Origin of the sequence: Xanthomonas citri pv. citri, assembly GCF_000961215.1 — a bacterium.
Classification (GTDB): domain Bacteria; phylum Pseudomonadota; class Gammaproteobacteria; order Xanthomonadales; family Xanthomonadaceae; genus Xanthomonas; species Xanthomonas cissicola.
In genome coordinates, this window is the sequence record NZ_CP008998.1 from 4,299,026 (window position 1) to 4,317,158 (window position 18,133).

Consider the following 18,133-nt stretch of genomic DNA (forward strand, 5'->3'; position numbering starts at 1 on the left):
ACTTTCGGATGCGGAACCGCTCTTTCACGTTTGCGCTGTTTTTACGCTTGCTGCCGGTGCTCGCGCTGGCAGCTGCATTGCCGTGGTTCATGGCGTACTGGCTGGACCGCGGCTGGCAGGTGGCGGCGATTTCGGTCCTCGTACTGCTGGCGGCGATGTGGTTCAGCCTCACCCGCGCCACCGCGCCGATGCGCTCGCTGTTTCGTGCGCTGGCGGGCACCACCAGCAGCTACCGCGATGGCGAGTACAACTTTGGCGTGTATTGGCGCGGCAACGACGAACTGGCGCAACTGGTGCAGGCGCATGCCGAGCTTGGCGATGTGCTGCGCGCGCAGCGTAGCCATCTGGTACAGCGCGAGCTGATGCTCGACACCATGCTGCAGAACACGCCGGTGGCCATGCTGCTGGTGGTCGCCGGCGGCGATGGCCTGCGGCGGATCGGGTTTTCCAACAACGCCGCACGCAAACTGCTGTATGAGGGGCGCAAGCTGGAAGGCCAGCATCTGGACGATGTGCTCGGCCGCATGCCGGCCGAATTGCGCGACGCATTGGCACGCGGCGGGGACTGCCTGTTCGCGGTACGCGAAGATGGCGACGACGAAGAAGACGAGCAGATCTATCACCTGTCGCGGCGTAGCTTTCACATCAACGGGCGCGGACACGAGCTGTTGTTGATCCGCACCTTGACCACCGAGTTGCGCCGCCAGGAAGTGCAGACCTGGAAGAAAGTCATCCGCGTGATCAGCCACGAATTGAACAATTCGCTGGCACCGATCGCCTCGCTGGCGCATTCGGGTGCCGAGCTCCTGCGCCGCGAACGCACCGATCGCCTGGGGACGGTGTTCGAGACCATCGAAGAGCGGGCGCGTCACCTGGAAGGCTTTATCCGCGGCTATGCGCGCTTTGCCAAATTGCCGCAACCGCAGCTGCAGACCATCGAATGGGCGCCGTTTCTGCAGCGCTTGCAGCAACAGATTCCGTTCCAGGTGCAGGGCACGCTCACCGATGTCTCCAGCCGGATCGATGCAGCGCAGATCGAGCAGGCGCTGCTCAATCTGCTGAAAAATGCCCACGAGGCCTGCAGCGAAGCGCAACCACCCAACAGCGACGTGGCGCTGCGGGTCACGCGCGTTCCCCAATGGCTACGCATCGAGGTGCTCGACCGCGGCAACGGCATGAACGAAGCGGTACTGCACAACGCACTGATGCCGTTCTATTCGACCAAGCGCAATGGCACAGGTCTTGGCCTTGCCCTCACCCGCGAGATCGCCGAAGCGCACGGCGGCCGCATCTCGCTGCATAACCGCGAACACGGCGGACTGTGCGTGACCTTGCTGTTGCCATTGGCGGCTTGAACACACCGCATTACTCAGGCAACACGCTCTGCGTATTCCTGCCGCTGGCTGCGATGCGCACGCACGGCGCAGACGGCCACCGCGCAGAGAACAGTCGCAGCGCTACGGCGATTTCTTGGTCGGCCGCTTCCAGCCTTCGACCACGGTCTGCCGCGCACGCGTCACACTGAGCTGACCCGCAGGCGCATCGCTCGTGATCACCGAGCCGGCACCGATGGTGGAATTGGCGCCAATCTGGATCGGTGCCACCAATGCGCTATTGGAGCCGATAAAGGCGCCATCGCCGATGGTGGTCTGTGACTTGTTCACCCCGTCGTAGTTGCAGGTGATGGTGCCGGCACCGATGTTGACCTTGCTGCCGATCACCGCATCGCCCAGATAGGTCAGATGGTTGGCCTTGCTGCCGACGCCCATGGTGACCTTTTTGGTTTCCACGAAATTGCCGATATGCACGCCATCGGCCAGCACGGTGCCGGGGCGCAGGCGCGCGAATGGGCCGATCTGCACCGCGCCCTCGGTGATCACGCCTTCCAGATCGCTGTGCGCACGCACCTGGGTGCCGGCACCGAGCGTGACGTCGCGCAAGCGCACGAACGGGCCGATCACCACGTCATCGCCCAGGGTCACATTGCCTTCCAGGATCACATCGATATCCAGCTGCACATCGCGGCCCACCTGCACGCTGCCACGCTGCTCCACACGCGCTGGGTCGGCCATGCGCACGCCCTGCAGGCAAAGCGTGCGCGCGGCGCGCAGCTGCCAGGCACGCTCAAGCTGGGCGAGTTGCCACGGGTCGTTGGCACCCTCCACGTCCTGCGGGTCGGCCACGTGCACCATGTCGGCCGGCGTGAAATCGGCAGCGGCGCTGGCGAACACGTCGGTGAGATAGAACTCGGCTTGCGCATTGTCGTTGGACAAGCCAGCCAGCCAACGGCGCAGTGCGGTGGATTCAGCGGTGAGGATGCCGGTATTGATGGTGCGAATGCGGCGCTGCTCGTCATTGGCATCCTTCTGCTCGACGATGGCGGCCACCTTGCCCTCCGCATCGCGCAGGATGCGTCCATAGCCGGTGGGATTGGCCAGTTCGGCGACCAGCACCGCCATGCGGCCCGGCGCATGCAGCAGCTGCAGCAGGCTCTCGCTGCGGATCAACGGCACATCGCCATACAACACCAGCACGGTTGCCGCATCGGGAATCGCGGGCATTGCCTGCTGCACGGCATGTCCGGTGCCCAACTGCTCGCGCTGTTCGGCCCACTGCAGATCGCCTTGATCGGCGAAGGCTGCCTGCACCTGATCGCCGCCATGCCCGTATACGATATGGATCGCCGCCGGCTGTAGCTGCCGCGCAGTGGCGATCACATGCGCCAGCATCGGCTGGCCCGCCAGCGGCTGCAGCACCTTGGGCAGCGAGGAGCGCATGCGCTTGCCTTCGCCCGCGGCCAGGATCAAAACGTGCAGGGGCAGGGTCATCAAGACATTCCAGGCATGGAGATGTCCAAATTCTAGTCGCTGCGCCCCGTCGCGTCGTTGCCCGAATGCAGCGTTCGCCCGCGCTAACAGCGTTTGCGCCGCGCTGCCGCTAGGATAGGCGCCCCTTTCCTCTGCCCCGCACGCATGAGTCTGTTCCGCCAAGGCAGCCAGTTCATGATCATTGGCGCCCTGCAGCTGGCCGTCGATTGCGGCATCTTCATCGCCGCCACCGCCGCGGGCATGCCTGCGGTGCCCGCCAATCTGCTTGGACGCATCGGCGGCGCCATGCTCGGCTTCTGGCTCAACGGCCGCTACACCTTCGCCCAGCAAGGCGACGCGCGGCTGGGTTGGCGACGCTTCCGCCGCTTCGCGGCGATGTGGCTGACGCTCACCCTGATCAGCACCTGGCTGCTCTCGACCACGGTGGACCTACTCGGGCTGCGTCAGGCATGGCTGGCGAAACCGCTGGTCGAAGGCGGCCTGGCGATCGTGTCGTTCTTCCTGGGCCGGCATGTGGTGTATCGCTGATCGATGCATGCGCAGGCGCTGCGTAATTGCTCGGCCGTGTGGCGATATGACGCAGAAGGGACACTGCTTGCCCACAGGCGTCCAGCAGCAGAATAGCTGCATCGTCTCACGTGATGCTCGACCGCACGTAGGTCTTTGTAAGCTCTTCCGCGGCATCCATGCCGCATCGGATCCGCACGGTGAGCGAGCATGGACCAGTCGCGTTGGCCGGTGTGCGTGGCGTTCGACCAGGCTGCCAGCAACCTTTCTAGTGCAGCGTCCTCGCCGATCGCGTGACAGTTGACGGCAGGGATGCCGCCATCGCTCCCTCAGACGGGTTGACGCCGCGTTCCGCGAGCGACCAGGGCACCACGCCTTGGACACGCCCAGCGTTCGATCTGGACCGCTGACTGCATCCACCCAGATGCGGCCGACAAACCCGCTGCACTCACCGTCAGGCGAACGCGCGCAGGGTTTGTCGGCCGCTCTGAAGCGCATGACAGCGAGTGGTTCATCGCAGACCGATTCCACCGCCTCAAATCAGTGGCAAAAATCGCCCAGGCCACGCACCAGTGCCGCGCGATGCAGCGCATCCAGCTGCCACTGCTCTGCGTAATGCGCAGCGGCGCGCGCGGTGCTGGCCGGGCAGTCGGGCGCGCTGCGCGCTGAGGCCACATCGGCCAGCGCATCGAGCAGTTCGCCCTGCAGTTGATCCAGGCGAGCGCGCAGCGCGGTGAGGTCCGGACGCGCAGTATTAGGCGCGCGTCCGCGCTCGCGCCAACGGTTCAGCAGCGCATACTGCACCGACTTGTTGGCCTCGATTTGCGCGCCAAAGAAACGCGCCGCGTCGTCGGCATCCAGCCCATGCGCCGGCGCCTGATCGCGCACGCTTTGCAACACAGCCGCCTCGCGCGCCTGATCCAACACCGGCTTGCCGCTGTCCCACTTGCTTAGCGCTACCGCGTCGCCAATGGCATTGCGCTGCACGATGCGGTCCATCAACAGATCCAGCGGCGGCTGGCTGCGCGCCGGCAATGCGCACCCCAGCAGTCCGGCGGCCAACAGGCCGCTCACCATGTACGCGCGAATGCCATCGATCGAACGGGTCATGCCACCTTCCTCAACGTGCCGGGATAACGTTGCCATGCACCGCTGCCGTGCCGCGGTGCGCTAAGGCACGCAGTGTGCCTGCCGCACGCTGTGGCGGATTCGCGCACCCGCACGCAGCGCTCCAAAAACGAAAACGCCGACACGATGGCCGGCGTTTCGAACTTCTGATCTGCAGATGAACTTGCAGCTGTCGGACGTGCACACCCACCCTGGAGGCGGGCAGGCCACCGCTCAGTGCTTGAGGTTGCGACGCAAGCGCTCCAGCGCCTGCAACTGCACTGTCGCTTCTGCCAGCTGACGCTGTGCCTCGGCCACGTCCACCGTGTTGCCACGATTGGCCAGCAGCCGCTCGGCCTCTTCCTTGACCTTGCGCACGGCCGCCTCGTCGATGTCCTGCGCACGCACCGCGGTGTCGACCAGAATGGTCACCACTTGCGGCTGCACTTCCAGGATGCCGCCGGAAATGGCGAAGTCCAGCTGTTCGCCATTGGCGGTGGTCACCACCACCTTGCCCGGCTTCAGGCGCGTGATCAGCGGCGCGTGCTTGGGCGCAATGCCCAGCTCGCCCAACTCGCCGGTGGCCACGACCAGCGTCGCCTCACCGTGGAAGATTTCCTTCTCGGCGCTGACGATGTCGCAACGGATAGTGCTCATGGTGCCTCACTCTGTCAGGCGGGGATTGGGGATTGGGGATTCGCGATTGGCGACCGCAGCTTTCACTGTGGCCACTCACCTCGTTTCCGCACCCCGCTCAACGCCGTAGCAAATCCCGAATCCCGAATGCCAAATCCCGGCTCTTACGCCTTGGCGCTCATCTTGTTGGCCTTCTCGACGGCTTCTTCGATGCTGCCGACCATGTAGAACGCCTGCTCCGGCAGGTGGTCGTATTCGCCGTCGCAGATTGCCTTGAAGCCGCGGATGGTGTCCTTCAACGACACGTACTTGCCCGGCGATCCGGTGAACACTTCGGCCACGTGGAAGGGCTGGCTGAAGAAGCGCTCGATCTTGCGTGCGCGCGACACCGACTGCTTGTCTTCTTCGCTCAGCTCGTCCATGCCCAGGATGGCGATGATGTCCTTCAGTTCCTTGTATTTCTGCAAGGTCTGCTGCACGCGCTGGGCGGTGTCGTAATGCTCGTGGCCGATCACCAGCGGGTCCATCTGGCGGCTGGTGGAGTCCAGCGGATCCACCGCCGGGTAGATACCCAGCGAGGCGATGTTACGGCTCAGCGTAACGGTCGAGTCCAAGTGGGCGAAGGTGGTCGCCGGCGACGGGTCGGTCAGGTCGTCCGCGGGCACGTACACGGCCTGGATCGAGGTGATCGAACCGCTCTTGGTCGAGGTGATGCGCTCCTGCAGCACGCCCATCTCTTCGGCCAGGGTCGGCTGGTAGCCCACGGCCGACGGCATACGGCCGAGCAGCGCGGACACTTCGGTACCGGCCAGCGTGTAGCGGTAGATGTTGTCGACGAACAGCAGCACGTCCTTGCCCTTACCGCTGGCGTCCTTCTCGTCGCGGAAGTACTCGGCCATGGTCAGGCCGGTCAACGCCACGCGCAGACGGTTGCCCGGCGGCTCGTTCATCTGGCCGTACACCATCGCCACCTTGTCCAGGACGTTGGAGTCCTTCATCTCGTGGTAGAAGTCGTTGCCCTCGCGGGTACGCTCGCCCACGCCGGCGAACACGGACAAGCCGCTGTGCGCCTTGGCGATGTTGTTGATCAGTTCCATCATGTTGACGGTCTTGCCGACGCCGGCACCGCCGAACAGGCCGACCTTGCCGCCCTTGGCGAACGGGCACATCAGGTCGATGACCTTGATGCCGGTTTCCAGCAATTCGGTGCTGGACGACTGGTCTTCATACGACGGTGCGCCGCGATGGATTTCCCAATGGTCCGAGGCCTGCACGTCGCCAGCTTCGTCGATCGGGCGACCCAGCACGTCCATGATGCGGCCCAGCGTACCGGCGCCGACCGGCACCGAGATGGCGCGTTCGGTGTTGGTGGCGACCAGGTTGCGCTTCAGGCCGTCGGTGGAGCCGAGCGCAATCGTGCGCACGACGCCGTCGCCGAGCTGCTGCTGCACTTCCAGGGTGATTTCGGTGCCGTCGACCTTCAGCGCGTGATACACCTTCGGCACTTCATTGCGCGGGAATTCGACGTCGACGACCGCGCCGATGATCTGAACGATCTTGCCCTGACTCATTTTGCTGCTCCGGTTAGCTTTGTTCTGTCCGAGTGGCCGATGCCATCTCGTGGAATTTTGTGATTTGGGATTCGTGATTGGGGATTCGCAAGGGCGCGATTCGCTGCGCTCCAACCAATCCCGAATTCCCAATCCCGGCGGTACTTATACGGCCGCTGCGCCGCTGACGATTTCCGAAATTTCCTGGGTGATCGCCGCCTGACGTGCCTTGTTGTAGACCAGTTGCAAGGTGCCGATCATCTTGTTGGCGTTGTCGCTGGCGGCCTTCATCGCCACCATGCGCGCGGCATGTTCGGAAGCCACGTTTTCCAGTACGGCCTGGTACACCAGCGACTCGATGTAACGCGTCATCACGTGCTCCAGCACGCTGGCGGCATCGGGTTCATACAGGTAATCCCAATCGTGATGCGCAACTTTGTGCTCGGCGGCCGGCAGCGGCAGCAGCTGATCGAAGCTGGCCTTCTGCGTCATGGTGTTCACGAAGCGGTTGTAGACCAGATACACGCGGTCCACCTTGCCTTCGATGAAGGCATCGATCATCACCTTGATCACGCCGATCAGCTGCTCCACCTGCGGGCTGTCGCCCAGATGGGTCACGCTGCCGACCATGTTGACCTTGACGCGGCGGAAGAAGGCCGAGGCCTTCTGGCCGATGGTCACCACGTCGATTTCGGCACCCTTGTCCTGCCAGGGGCGCACTTCGCCCAGCATCTTGCGGAACAGGTTGTTGTTCAGACCGCCGGCCAGACCGCGGTCGGACGAGATCACGATGTAACCGACCCGCTTGACCTGCTCGCGCTCGATCAGGAACGGATGCTGGAAATCAGTGCTGGCCTGCGCCAGATGCCCGATCACCTGCTTCATCGCCTGCGCATACGGACGCGAGGTCTTCATGCGCTCTTGCGCCTTGCGGATCTTGGAGGCCGAGACCATTTCGAGCGCGCGCGTCACCTTGCGGGTGTTCTGCACGCTCTTGATCTTGGTTTTGATTTCGCGTCCGCCTGCCATACTCGCTCGCTTCGCTCGCTTAGTGGGAATGGGGAATCGTGAATCGGGAATTGGCACAGCCAACCCCGCCTTGACGATTCCCTATTCTCTATTCCCGATTCCCGCAGCTGGATTTACCAGCTGCCCGTGGTCTTGAACTCTTCGATGCCCTTCTTGAAGCTGGCTTCGATGTCGTTGTCCCAACCGCCGGTGCTGTTGATCTTGGAGACCAGCTCGCCCTGGGTGTTGGCGAAGTGCGCGTGCAGGCCTTCTTCGAACGCCAGCAGCTTGTTGACCGGCACGTCATCGAGGTAACCCTCGTTGACGGCATAGATCGACAGCGCCTGGTTGGCGATGGACATCGGCGCGTACTGCTTCTGCTTCATCAGCTCGGTGACGCGCTGACCGCGCTCGAGCTGCTTGCGGGTGGCTTCATCCAGGTCCGAGGCGAACTGCGCGAACGCCGCCAGCTCGCGGTACTGCGCCAGCGAGATACGGATGCCGCCGGACAGCTTCTTGATGATCTTGGTCTGCGCTGCACCACCGACGCGCGACACCGAGATACCGGCGTTCACGGCCGGACGGATACCGGCATTGAACAGGTCGGTTTCCAGGAAGATCTGGCCGTCGGTGATCGAGATCACGTTGGTCGGCACGAACGCGGACACGTCGCCGGCCTGCGTTTCGATGATCGGCAGCGCGGTCAGCGAACCGGTCTTGCCGGTCACCGCACCGTTGGTGAACTTCTCCACGTACTCCTCGGACACGCGCGCAGCGCGCTCCAGCAAACGGGAGTGCAGATAGAACACGTCGCCCGGGTAGGCTTCGCGGCCCGGCGGGCGCTTGAGCAGCAGCGAGATCTGGCGATAGGCCACGGCCTGCTTGGACAGATCGTCGTACACGATCAGCGCATCTTCGCCGCGGTCCATGAAGTACTCGCCCATGGTGCAGCCGGCATACGGGCTGATGTACTGCATCGCGGCCGATTCGGACGCGGTCGCAGCCACCACTACGGTGTGCGCCAGCGCGCCGTTTTCTTCCAGCTTGCGCACGATGTTGGCAACGGTCGAGGCCTTCTGGCCGATCGCCACGTACACGCACTTGATGCCGGTGCCCTTCTGGTTGATCACCGCGTCGATCGCCAGCGCCGTCTTGCCGGTCTGACGGTCGCCAATGACCAGCTCGCGCTGGCCACGGCCGATCGGAATCATCGCGTCGACCGACTTGTAACCGGTCTGCACCGGCTGGTCGACCGACTTGCGCCAGATCACGCCGGGCGCAACGCGCTCCACCGGTGCGGTCTGGGTGGCGCCCAGCGGGCCCTTGCCGTCGATCGGCTCGCCCAGTGCGTTGACCACGCGACCCAGCAGCTCCGGGCCCACCGGCACTTCCAGGATGCGGCCGGTGGTCTTGGCCACGTCGCCTTCGCGCAGGCTTTCGTAGTCGCCCAGCACCACGGCGCCGACCGAATCGCGCTCCAGGTTCAGTGCCAGCGCGAAGGTGTTGTTCGGCAGTTCGATCATTTCGCCCTGCATCACGTCGGCCAGGCCGAAGATGCGCACGATGCCGTCGGACACGCTGGTCACGGAGCCTTCGTTGCGCGACTCTGCGGACAGCTTGACCGCTTCGATGCGGGTCTTGATCAGGTCGCTGATTTCGGAGGGGTTGAGCGTGGTTGCCATCGTTCAGTCCTAGGTGCCGGCCGCGAGGGCCATGCGTTTATGTGAATTCAGTGGGCGAGCGAGCTTTGCAGACGCGCAAGCTTGCCCTTCAGCGAGCCGTCGATGACCACGTCGCCGGTGTCGATCACCGCGCCGCCGATCAGCGACGCATCGACTGCGGTGGTGATGTCCACGTCGCGGCCAAAGCGCTTCTTCAGCGCAGCAGCGATCGTGTCGAGTTCGGTCTGGCTCATTGCAGCGGCCGAGGTCACCGTCGCCTTGACGACATGTTCGGCCTCGGCACGCAGGTGTTCGTACAAGCCTGCAACTTCCGGCAGCAGCGACAGCCGCTGCGCATCGGCCAGCACGCCGAGGAAACGCAGATAGTCCTCGCCCGCCTGCGGCGGGGCCAGCAGCGTCACTGCCTGTTCCTGGCCCAGGGCCGGGTTGAGCAGCAATGCGGCCACGCGCGGATCGCCGGCCACCTGCGCCGAAAACGCCAGCGCATCGGACCAGGGCGCGAAGTTGCCGCCCTCACGCGCGATCGCAAACGCGGCACGGCCGTAGGGACGGGCAAGGGTGAGGGCCTGACTCATCGCTTAAATCTCCGCCGCCAGCTCGTCGAGCAGCGCCTTGTGGGCGTTGGCATCGATTTCGCGCTTGAGCAGCTTTTCTGCACCGCTGACGGCCAGCACCGAGACCTGCTTGCGCAGCTCCTCGCGGGCACGCGTGGCGGATGCGTCGATTTCGGTCTGCGCCAGATCCTTCTGACGGTTGGCTTCGGCAATTGCCTCCAGCTTGGCCGCTTCGATGATCTGGTTGGCGCGCGCATGGGCCTGATCGATGATCTCGTTGGCCTTGGTGCGTGCGTCCTTCAGTGCTTCATTGACCTTTTCCTGCGCCTGCGCCAGATCCTTTTGACTACGGTCGGCCGCAGCCAGACCTTCAGCAATCTTTTGCTGACGCTCTTCGATCGCCTGCAGCAGCGGCGGCCAGATTTTGGTCGCGACGATCCAGATCAGACCGGCGAAGGCCAGCGCCTGGGCAAAGATGGTAAGGGTGATATCCATGGGTCGCTCAATCGCTGTTTAGGGGTGAAAGCGCCACCGCGCGGCGGCGCTTTCCGACCTTCATCCGCGGATGCAACCGCCAAGGGCGGCATCCACATCCTGCTACCGCTGGATCAGCCGGCAGCCTGCGACAGACGCTCGATGAACACCTGGGCCAGCGGGTTGGCGAAGGCGAACAGCAGGCCGACAGCGACGCTGATGATGAACGCGGCGTCGATCAGGCCGGCGGTGATGAACATACGAACCTGCAGCACCGGGATCAGCTCCGGCTGGCGCGCAGCCGATTCCAGGAACTTGCCAGCCATGATGGCCAGACCGAGGCCGGCACCCAGCGCGGCCAGGCCGATCATGATGCCGACGGCGAGGACGGTGGAGCTCTGGACTTGAGCGAGGTTGGTCAGGACGGCGAGGTACATGGTGATCTCCGAACGAAAGTTTCTAAGGGTGATGGATGAAGCGGACTGAAGCAGATGAAGGGTGACGCAAACTCAGTGACTGTCTTCGGCCAGGCTTAGATACACGATCGACAGCATCATGAAAATGAAGGCCTGCAGCGGAATCACCAGCAGGTGGAACAGCATCCAGCCCAGGCCGAATGCGCCGCCAGCGACCATGCCGGCGATGCCCGCACCGCCCAGCACCCAGATCAGCAGGAAGACGATCTCGCCACCGAACATGTTGCCGAACAGTCGCATCGCCAACGAAATCGGCTTGCTCAGCCACTCGACGATGTTCAAGAGCAGGTTGAACGGCATCATCCACTTGCCGAACGGCGCCGTCAGGAATTCCTTGGTCATGCCGCCTACGCCCTTGGAGCGCAGCGAGAACACGATCATCAGGAAGAACACGCTGATCGACATGCCCAAGGTGGCGTTGACGTCGGCGGTCGGCACCGGCTTCCAGGCGTGCACGCCGGCCCAGCCCAGCGGGATGGCGATGAAATCGGCAGGAATCATCTTGATGAGGTTCATCAACAGGATCCAGAAGAAGATGGTGATCGCGATCGGCGTCACCAGCTTGCTGCTGCCGTGGTAGGTGTCCTTGGCCTGGCGATCGACGAATTCCAGGCAGATTTCAACAAATGCCTGCCACTTGCCCGGCACGCCGGCCGTGGCATTGCGGGTCGCCGTCCAGAACGCCAGGACCATGACCAGACCCATCAACACCGCCATGATCAGGGTGTCGAGGTGGATGGTCCAAAACGTGCCGCCACCATCGCGAACCGGAACGATCAGGTTCTGCAAGTGATGCTGGATATAGGAGGTAGGTGTTGCTGCCTCGCCCGCCATGTGTCCGGAGCCCTTTAAGTTCGAATCAACGCCTGGCCAGAGCCAGAACCTGAAAAATCAGCCCGATGGCGATACCCGCCAACAAAGCCAGAGGAGGCAGCCGCCACAGGCCGAAGCCGAGCGCCAGCGCCACGAAAACCAACACCCACTTCAGCACCATCGCCAGAATCAGCCGCACCATGGCGATGCCCGCTGCCTGGATACCGCCACCTAGCGCGGTACGTGCCGCAACCCAACCGCCCAGCACTGTCGCAAATCCGGTCAATGCCAGACCTGCAGCGTAACGGGGACCGACCAACAGCAACCCCAGACTAGTTATAGCTACGGCAGCAAGCGGATATACCGCAGCGCGCAGCATCAACCGCCGACCCGCGTCAACGGAGTTCAGCACTACGGTTACCTTACGTGTGAATGAGTGGGAAGCGCAGTTGCGCCTCGTCGAGCCGCGAAAGTATAGCAATGGGACAAATTGCGAGACAACCGGCAGAGGTCATCGCTTGCTGCGATGCACCACATGGTGGCCGCCGCGGCGGGTGGGAACTTTGCCACAAACCGGCGGTCAGAACTTGCGAGGCCTGCACATCCTCGTCGAAAGGTACCGCCGCAGGCCGCGTCTAGGAGCCCTGGGAGACCGGGGCTCCTGCTTTGGTACGCATTTTGTCGCACCCTGCGACCTTCCCATCGACGGTCCAATCGAGTCCTTGGCTCGAACAGCCTGCAGACGACCGTGGCAGCGACGCTGTACGCATCCGTGACTCGACCAAAGCATTAGCGAAAGCGGACCGTTTTGTCCGATTGCTATGGCTGCCTTCACGCTGATTGGACAGCTTCTTCACTTTTGAAAGACGCGCACTTATCGACCATGCGCTGCACAGGCCGAACCGCCTGACCATTCTAAGAATTCGGAGCTCCCATGAAACACCTCCTCGCACTGGCGATCCCGTGCGTGCTGGCCGTCGCCTACGTCGCGCCCGCACACGCCGAAGACACCGATGACCGCTTCCAGCTCCGCCTCGGCGCGATGAATGTCGACAACGACAACACCCTGCGCGGCAACACGCTGCTGGCTGGCAACAACGTCTCGGTCAACGAAGACTTCAAGCTGGGCGGCAAGGAATGGGAACCGCGCGTGGATGGCGTGTTCCGCATCAGCACCCGTCAGCGCCTGATCTTCGACTACTTCAAGTACGACAAGGATCGCCGCGAGACGCTGAGCCAGGATCTGAGCGCCGGTGGCGTCACCGTGCCGTCCGGTAGCTTCATCAAGGGCGAGCTGAAGTACCAGGTCGCGACCCTGGTGTACGACTACTCGGTGATCGATTCTCCGGAATTCAGCCTGGGCCTGCAGATTGGCGCCGAGTACGCCAAGGTCGAAGCCAATGCCTACGCCGATCTGGGCACGCTGTTCAGTGGCGACGTCTTGAACGAAAGCGAAGACGGCGTTGCGCCGGTCGTCGGCATCCGCTTCACCGCACGTCCCAGCGAGCATTGGCTGTTCAATGTGCAGGGCCAGTACCTCAACACCAGCTGGGGCGACTTCGGCGACTACGACGGCGACCTGAGCCGCGCCAACGCGATTGCCGAATACCGCTTCACCAAGAACTTCGGCATCTTCGCCGGCTACGACTGGTTCAAGCTGGACGTGGACCGCGAGGGCAGCGACGGCCTGGTCGGCCTGAAGCAGGAGTTCAAGGGCCCGGTGGCGGGCGTGACGTTCGCGTTCTGATTCTTCGGGACCCGGAACCCGGGACCCGAAGACAGCTTCATGCAGAACCCCGCAGCGATGCGGGGTTCTGTCGTTTAACGGGTGCGCAACAAGTAACCGACGCGGCGGCAGCCACACGGCAGCAGCGGATACACGCTCAGGGCGGCTTGGTCGCACCCGCTACCAACAGATGCCGGTGCGTGGTGCAGTAGCATTCGTCGTGCCAACCGTAGTGCGGGTCGGTGCAGATCGCGTGCTGCACCGTCGCCGGCAGCGACGCCGCGTCGCTGCGCAGGTCGCGCTTCAGCGACACGAACACCGAGCCCGGATGCGGCCAGTCGGTCCGCTGCGGCGGCTCGGCCATGCGGTTGCCGCTGGCCAGTTCGCGCTGCAGCAGCGCCTGCAGTTCGGGACACAGATTGCCCTGCTCCACGGCGACCTCCACGCATCGAGTCACCACCGCGGCGACCGCGCCACGCGTGGCGGCACGGTCGTGCGGAGCGACGTCACTTCTTCTTGGGGATGTACAGATCGGTGATGGTGCCGTCGTAGACCTCGGCGGCCATGCCGACCGACTCGCTCAGGGTCGGATGCGCGTGGATGGTGTGGCCGATGTCTTCGGCCTCGGCCCCCATCTCGATCGCCAGGCCGATTTCGGCCAGCAGGTCGCCGGCATGCACGCCGACGATGGCGCCGCCGATCACGCGATGGGTCTGTTCATCGAAGATCAGCTTGGTGAAGCCCTCGGTGCGGCCGATGCCGATCGCGCGGCCGCTGGCGGCCCACGGGAACTTGGCCACGCCCACCTTCAGGCCCTTGGCCTTGGCTTCGGTTTCGGTGACGCCGACCCAGGCGATTTCCGGGTTGGTGTAAGCCACCGACGGGATCACCCGCGCCACCCATTCCTTTTTCTCGCCGGCAGCCACTTCGGCGGCCAGCTTGCCTTCGTGGGTGGCCTTGTGCGCCAGCATCGGGTTACCGACGATGTCGCCGATGGCGAAGATGTGCGGCACGTTGGTGCGCATCTGCCGATCGACCGGAATGAAGCCGCGCTCGGTGATGGTGACGCCGGCCTTTTCCGCACCGATCTTCTTGCCGTTCGGGCTACGGCCCACGGCGACCAGCACGCGGTCGTACGCGGTGGCCTGCAGACCGGGCTTTTCGCCTTCCACAGCCGCCTCGAAGGACACCGTGATGCCGCTCTTGTCGGCCTTGACGTCGGTGGCCTTGGTCTTGAGATGGACCTCGACGCCCTGCTTTTTCAGGCGGTCGGCCAGCGGCTTGACCAGGTCCTTGTCGGCGCCCGGCATCAGCTGGTCCATGAACTCGACCACGGTCACCTTGCTGCCGAGCGCGCTGTACACCGTGGCCATTTCCAGGCCGATGATGCCGCCGCCGACCACCAGGAGGGTCTTGGGAATGTCGTGCAGCTCCAGCGCGTCGGTGGAGTCCATCACGCGCTTGTCGTCCCACGGGAAGTTGGGCAGCTTCACTGCCTGCGAGCCGGCGGCGATGATGCAGTGCTCGAAGCGCAGCAGCTGGGTCTTGCCGTCGTCGCCGACGATTTCCAGCTCGTTGGGCGAGACGAAGCTGGCCACGCCGGTCACGGTGCGCACCTTGCGCTGCTTGGCCATGCTGGCCAGGCCGCCGGTGAGCTTGCCGACCACTTTTTCCTTGTACTCGCGCAGCTTGTCCAGGGTGATCTTGGGCTGACCGAAGTCCACGCCGAAGTCGCCGGCATGGGCCACTTCATCGATCACCGCGGCGGCATGCAGCAGCGCCTTGGACGGGATGCAGCCGACGTTGAGGCAGACACCGCCCAGGCTGGCGTAGCGCTCGATCAGCACAGTGTCCAGGCCCAGGTCGGCCGCGCGGAACGCAGCGGTGTAGCCGCCGGGGCCGGCGCCGAGCACCACCATCTTGCATTCGATGTCGGCCGGCTTGCCGCTGGCCAGCGCCGGTTTGGGCGCGGCCGGCTCTGCCGGGGCGCGGTGCGACGGCGTCACCGGCGGCTTGCTGCCCGGTGCGGCGGCAGGCGCTGCAGCGGCCGGGGCGGCCTTGGGTTCGGCCTTGGCCGGCGCGGCAGCCTCGCCTTCGGTTTCGAGCAGCAGCACGAGCGCGCCTTCGGACAGGGTGTCGCCGACCTTGACCTTGAGTTCCTTGACCACCCCGGCGGCCGAGGACGGCACTTCCAGCGTCGCCTTGTCCGATTCCAGCGTTACCAGTCCCTGGTCCTTGGCCACGCTGTCGCCAACGGCGACCAGCACTTCGATGACGGGGACATCGCTGTAATCGCCGATGTCGGGAACCTTGATTTCAATGACCGCCATTTGCTTCTCCTGTAGCTCAACCGGCCGTGCCGGCAAGCGTCTGCTGGAGTTCATCCAGCGACGATTCGATTTGGGTCCAGCGCTTGTCGCGCTTCTTTTCCTTGCCTTCGCTGGCTTCGATCAGCAGCGCGGCCTGTTTCAGCAGCAACTCGCCGGCGCCGCAGCTGGGGCGAGCGCCGCTGTAGCGCACGCCATCGACCTGGAACGAGAGCACTTCGCCCTCGCTCACCGGGGCGGTGCGTCCGTTCGGTGCGAGCTGGGTCAGCGTGTTGGTCCAGTTGCTGACCAAGCGCTTGGCCAGGGCCGCCGGAATCGGGATCTCGACCGTTTCCGGGGTCTGCTCGGTGCGGAACTGCACGCTGCCGCGGTCAGTCTGGCTGACCCAGCTGTAGACGCGCTCGTCGGCGCGGCTATGCCGCAGGGTCCAGTCGGCGCCCTCCTTGCCCGGCACCAACGACACCGCGCTCTCCACGCCACGTGTGGGCAGGGTCAGCAACGACAAGGCGGGCTTGGTGCCGCCATCCAGCAGCGTGGTGACGGCCGTGCCGTAGTTGCCCACGGCCGGCGGCCAGCCGCGGCCGAGCGTGCTCTCGCATTCGCGTGCGGCCGCGGTTGTCCACGGCAGCACGCCGAGCGCGGCGATGGTCAGCAGCGCGGCCCTCACAGCAGGACGCGACGCATGTCGGCCAGCACCTGGCTGAGATAGGTGGTGAAACGGGCTGCCAGGGCGCCGTCGATGACCCGGTGGTCGTAGCTCAGCGACAACGGCAGCATCAGCTTCGGCGCGAAATCCTTGCCGTTCCAGACCGGCTGCATCGCCGACTTGGACACGCCCAGGATCGCCACTTCCGGCGCATTGATGATCGGCGTGAACGCCGTGCCGCCGATGCCGCCGAGCGAGCTGATCGAGAAGCAGCCGCCGCTCATGTCGGCCGGGCCTAGCTTGCCGTCGCGCGCCTTCTTGGCCAGCTCGCCGCTTTCCTGCGCGATCTGCAACACGCCCTTCTTGTCGACATCGCGGATCACCGGCACGACCAGGCCATTCGGCGTATCGGCCGCAAACCCGATATGGAAGTACTTCTTCAGGGTAAGGTTGTCGCCGGCCGCATCCAGCGAGGCGTTGAACTCGGGGAACTTCTTCAGCGCCGCGGCGCTGGCCTTGACCAGGAAGGCGAGCATGGTGAGCTTGATGCCGGCCTTCTCGTTCTCTTTGTTGAGCGCCACGCGCAGGGCTTCCAGGTCGGTGATGTCGGCCGACTCGAACTGGGTGACGTGCGGAATCATTGCCCAGTTGCGCGCCAGGTTGGCACCGGAAACCTTCTTGATGCGCGACAGCGGCTGGGTCTCGGTCTCGCCGAACTTGCTGAAGTCCACCTTCGGCCACGCCAGCAGGTTCAGGCCATTGCCGCCACCGGCCGGCGCGGCACCGGCTGCGGCAGGTGCGCCGCCGCTGAGTGCGGCCTTGACGAAGCGCTGCACGTCTTCACGGGTGATGCGGCCGCCCTTTTCGCTGCCCTTGAGCTGATTCAGGTCCACGCCCAGTTCGCGTGCGAACACGCGCACCACCGGGCTGGCGTACGGCACCTTGGACGGCAGCACGCTGTCGGCATCGAAGGTCACCGGCGGGCTGCTCGGGTTGCCTGCGGACGGCTGGCCGCCCTGCGCTGCCGGCGTGCCGGTGCCGGAACGCGCGCCCTGCACCTGCGCGATTTCGCGCTGGGCCAGCTTGTCCGGCTCGGCCGGGACGGCAACCGGCTCGACCTTGCCCGCGGTTTCGGCGGTGTCGGTGGTGGGCTTGGCCGGCGACTGCGCCGCACCGGCGCCGCCGTCGGCGGCTGCAATGATCGCCACCACATTGCCCTGCGAGAGCGTGTCGCCGACCTTGACCTTGAGTTCCTTGACCACGCCGGCGGCCGAGGACGGGACTTCCATCGTGGCCTTGTCCGATTCCAGCGTGACCAGGCTCTGGTCCTTGGCGACGGTATCGCCCACGGCCACCAGCACTTCGATCACCGGGATGTCGGTGTAATCGCCGATATCGGGCACACGCGCTTCGATCAGGCCGCCGCCGTCCGAAGAGGCCGCAGGCGCAGCAGATTCGGCCCTGGCAGCCGGTGCCGGTGTGGCGGCGGGCGCAGCCTTGGCCGGTGCGGCGGGCGCAGCGGCAGCGGCGGGCTTGGCGGCATCGGCGCCGGCGTCGGCCACTTCGATCAATGCCACCAGCGCGCCCTGCGAGAGCGAATCGCCGACCTTGACCTTGATCTCCTTGACCACGCCAGCCACCGACGAAGGCACTTCCATGGTGGCCTTGTCCGATTCCAGCGTGACCAGGCTCTGGTCCTTGCTGACCGTATCGCCGACGGACACCAGCACCTCGATTACCGGGACGTCGCTGTAGTCACCGATATCGGGGACAAGTGCTTCCTTGATTTCGGCCATACG

General features: G+C 64.6%; 18 protein-coding genes. 3 read left to right on the plus strand and 15 right to left on the minus strand.

What is annotated here, in order from left to right; genetic code table 11:
• Positions 1-8 precede the first annotated feature (8 nt).
• Positions 9-1,355, plus strand: coding sequence for a sensor histidine kinase (locus AMD14_RS18830; protein ID WP_040107674.1), 1,347 nt, complete (start codon positions 9-11; stop codon positions 1,353-1,355).
• Positions 1,356-1,457: 102 nt separating this feature from the next.
• Here the strand turns inward: AMD14_RS18830 and glmU are convergent, their stop codons facing one another.
• Complete coding sequence (gene glmU / locus AMD14_RS18835) at positions 1,458-2,828, minus strand: bifunctional UDP-N-acetylglucosamine diphosphorylase/glucosamine-1-phosphate N-acetyltransferase GlmU (RefSeq protein ID WP_015463628.1); 1,371 nt, start codon at positions 2,826-2,828, stop codon at positions 1,458-1,460.
• A 144-nt stretch (positions 2,829-2,972) separates the two neighbouring features.
• On the opposite strand from glmU, the gene AMD14_RS18840 reads away from it, so the two are divergent.
• Positions 2,973-3,356, plus strand: a complete 384-nt coding sequence (locus AMD14_RS18840; RefSeq protein ID WP_003484015.1) for a GtrA family protein — start codon at positions 2,973-2,975, stop codon at positions 3,354-3,356.
• Positions 3,357-3,875: 519 nt separating this feature from the next.
• On the opposite strand, the gene AMD14_RS18845 is transcribed toward AMD14_RS18840, so the two are convergent.
• The 10 genes from AMD14_RS18845 to AMD14_RS18890 form a co-directional block, all read right to left on the minus strand.
• Positions 3,876-4,445, minus strand: coding sequence for a chorismate mutase (locus tag AMD14_RS18845; RefSeq protein ID WP_003484013.1), 570 nt, complete (start codon positions 4,443-4,445; stop codon positions 3,876-3,878).
• A gap of 231 nt (positions 4,446-4,676) precedes the next feature.
• On the minus strand, positions 4,677-5,099 hold the full coding sequence (locus tag AMD14_RS18850; protein ID WP_003484011.1) for a F0F1 ATP synthase subunit epsilon: 423 nt from the start codon (positions 5,097-5,099) through the stop codon (positions 4,677-4,679).
• Between the two features lie 143 nt (positions 5,100-5,242).
• Entirely contained in the window at positions 5,243-6,649 is a 1,407-nt protein-coding gene (atpD, locus tag AMD14_RS18855; RefSeq protein ID WP_003484008.1) for a F0F1 ATP synthase subunit beta, read from the minus strand.
• A gap of 144 nt (positions 6,650-6,793) precedes the next feature.
• Positions 6,794-7,657 carry a F0F1 ATP synthase subunit gamma gene (atpG, locus tag AMD14_RS18860; protein ID WP_011052425.1) on the minus strand — a complete coding sequence of 288 codons (864 nt, stop codon included), beginning with the start codon at positions 7,655-7,657 and terminating at the stop codon, positions 6,794-6,796.
• Between the two features lie 113 nt (positions 7,658-7,770).
• On the minus strand, positions 7,771-9,318 hold the full coding sequence (gene atpA / locus AMD14_RS18865) for a F0F1 ATP synthase subunit alpha (protein ID WP_003484004.1): 1,548 nt from the start codon (positions 9,316-9,318) through the stop codon (positions 7,771-7,773).
• 47 nt (positions 9,319-9,365) lie between these two features.
• Complete coding sequence (locus AMD14_RS18870) at positions 9,366-9,893, minus strand: F0F1 ATP synthase subunit delta (protein ID WP_003484001.1); 528 nt, start codon at positions 9,891-9,893, stop codon at positions 9,366-9,368.
• A gap of 3 nt (positions 9,894-9,896) precedes the next feature.
• Entirely contained in the window at positions 9,897-10,367 is a 471-nt protein-coding gene (locus tag AMD14_RS18875) for a F0F1 ATP synthase subunit B (protein ID WP_003483999.1), read from the minus strand.
• A gap of 113 nt (positions 10,368-10,480) precedes the next feature.
• Positions 10,481-10,783, minus strand: a complete 303-nt coding sequence (gene atpE, locus AMD14_RS18880) for a F0F1 ATP synthase subunit C (protein WP_002814105.1) — start codon at positions 10,781-10,783, stop codon at positions 10,481-10,483.
• A 72-nt stretch (positions 10,784-10,855) separates the two neighbouring features.
• Positions 10,856-11,656, minus strand: a complete 801-nt coding sequence (gene atpB / locus AMD14_RS18885) for a F0F1 ATP synthase subunit A (protein WP_005914709.1) — start codon at positions 11,654-11,656, stop codon at positions 10,856-10,858.
• A 25-nt stretch (positions 11,657-11,681) separates the two neighbouring features.
• Positions 11,682-12,047, minus strand: a complete 366-nt coding sequence (locus AMD14_RS18890; protein WP_005920882.1) for a hypothetical protein — start codon at positions 12,045-12,047, stop codon at positions 11,682-11,684.
• A 522-nt stretch (positions 12,048-12,569) separates the two neighbouring features.
• Between AMD14_RS18890 and AMD14_RS18895 the strand changes: the two genes are divergently transcribed.
• A complete protein-coding gene (locus tag AMD14_RS18895) occupies positions 12,570-13,382 on the plus strand; it encodes a hypothetical protein (protein WP_011052426.1) in 813 nt (270 codons plus the stop codon).
• Positions 13,383-13,518: 136 nt separating this feature from the next.
• Here AMD14_RS18895 and AMD14_RS18900 read toward each other — a convergent pair whose 3' ends face one another.
• The 4 genes from AMD14_RS18900 to AMD14_RS18915 all read right to left on the minus strand — a co-directional run bounded on the left by AMD14_RS18900 (position 13,519) and on the right by AMD14_RS18915 (position 18,130).
• Entirely contained in the window at positions 13,519-13,806 is a 288-nt protein-coding gene (locus AMD14_RS18900; RefSeq protein WP_015463629.1) for a hypothetical protein, read from the minus strand.
• Between the two features lie 61 nt (positions 13,807-13,867).
• Positions 13,868-15,691 carry a dihydrolipoyl dehydrogenase gene (gene lpdA, locus AMD14_RS18905; protein WP_003483969.1) on the minus strand — a complete coding sequence of 608 codons (1,824 nt, stop codon included), beginning with the start codon at positions 15,689-15,691 and terminating at the stop codon, positions 13,868-13,870.
• Positions 15,692-15,707: 16 nt separating this feature from the next.
• Entirely contained in the window at positions 15,708-16,355 is a 648-nt protein-coding gene (locus AMD14_RS18910; RefSeq protein WP_003483967.1) for a hypothetical protein, read from the minus strand.
• Positions 16,352-18,130 (minus strand): dihydrolipoyllysine-residue acetyltransferase, encoded by a 1,779-nt coding sequence (locus tag AMD14_RS18915; RefSeq protein ID WP_011052428.1) that lies wholly within the window; start codon positions 18,128-18,130, stop codon positions 16,352-16,354. The genes AMD14_RS18910 and AMD14_RS18915 overlap by 4 nt, the downstream gene beginning before the upstream one ends.
• Between the last annotated feature and the right edge of the window lie 3 nt (positions 18,131-18,133).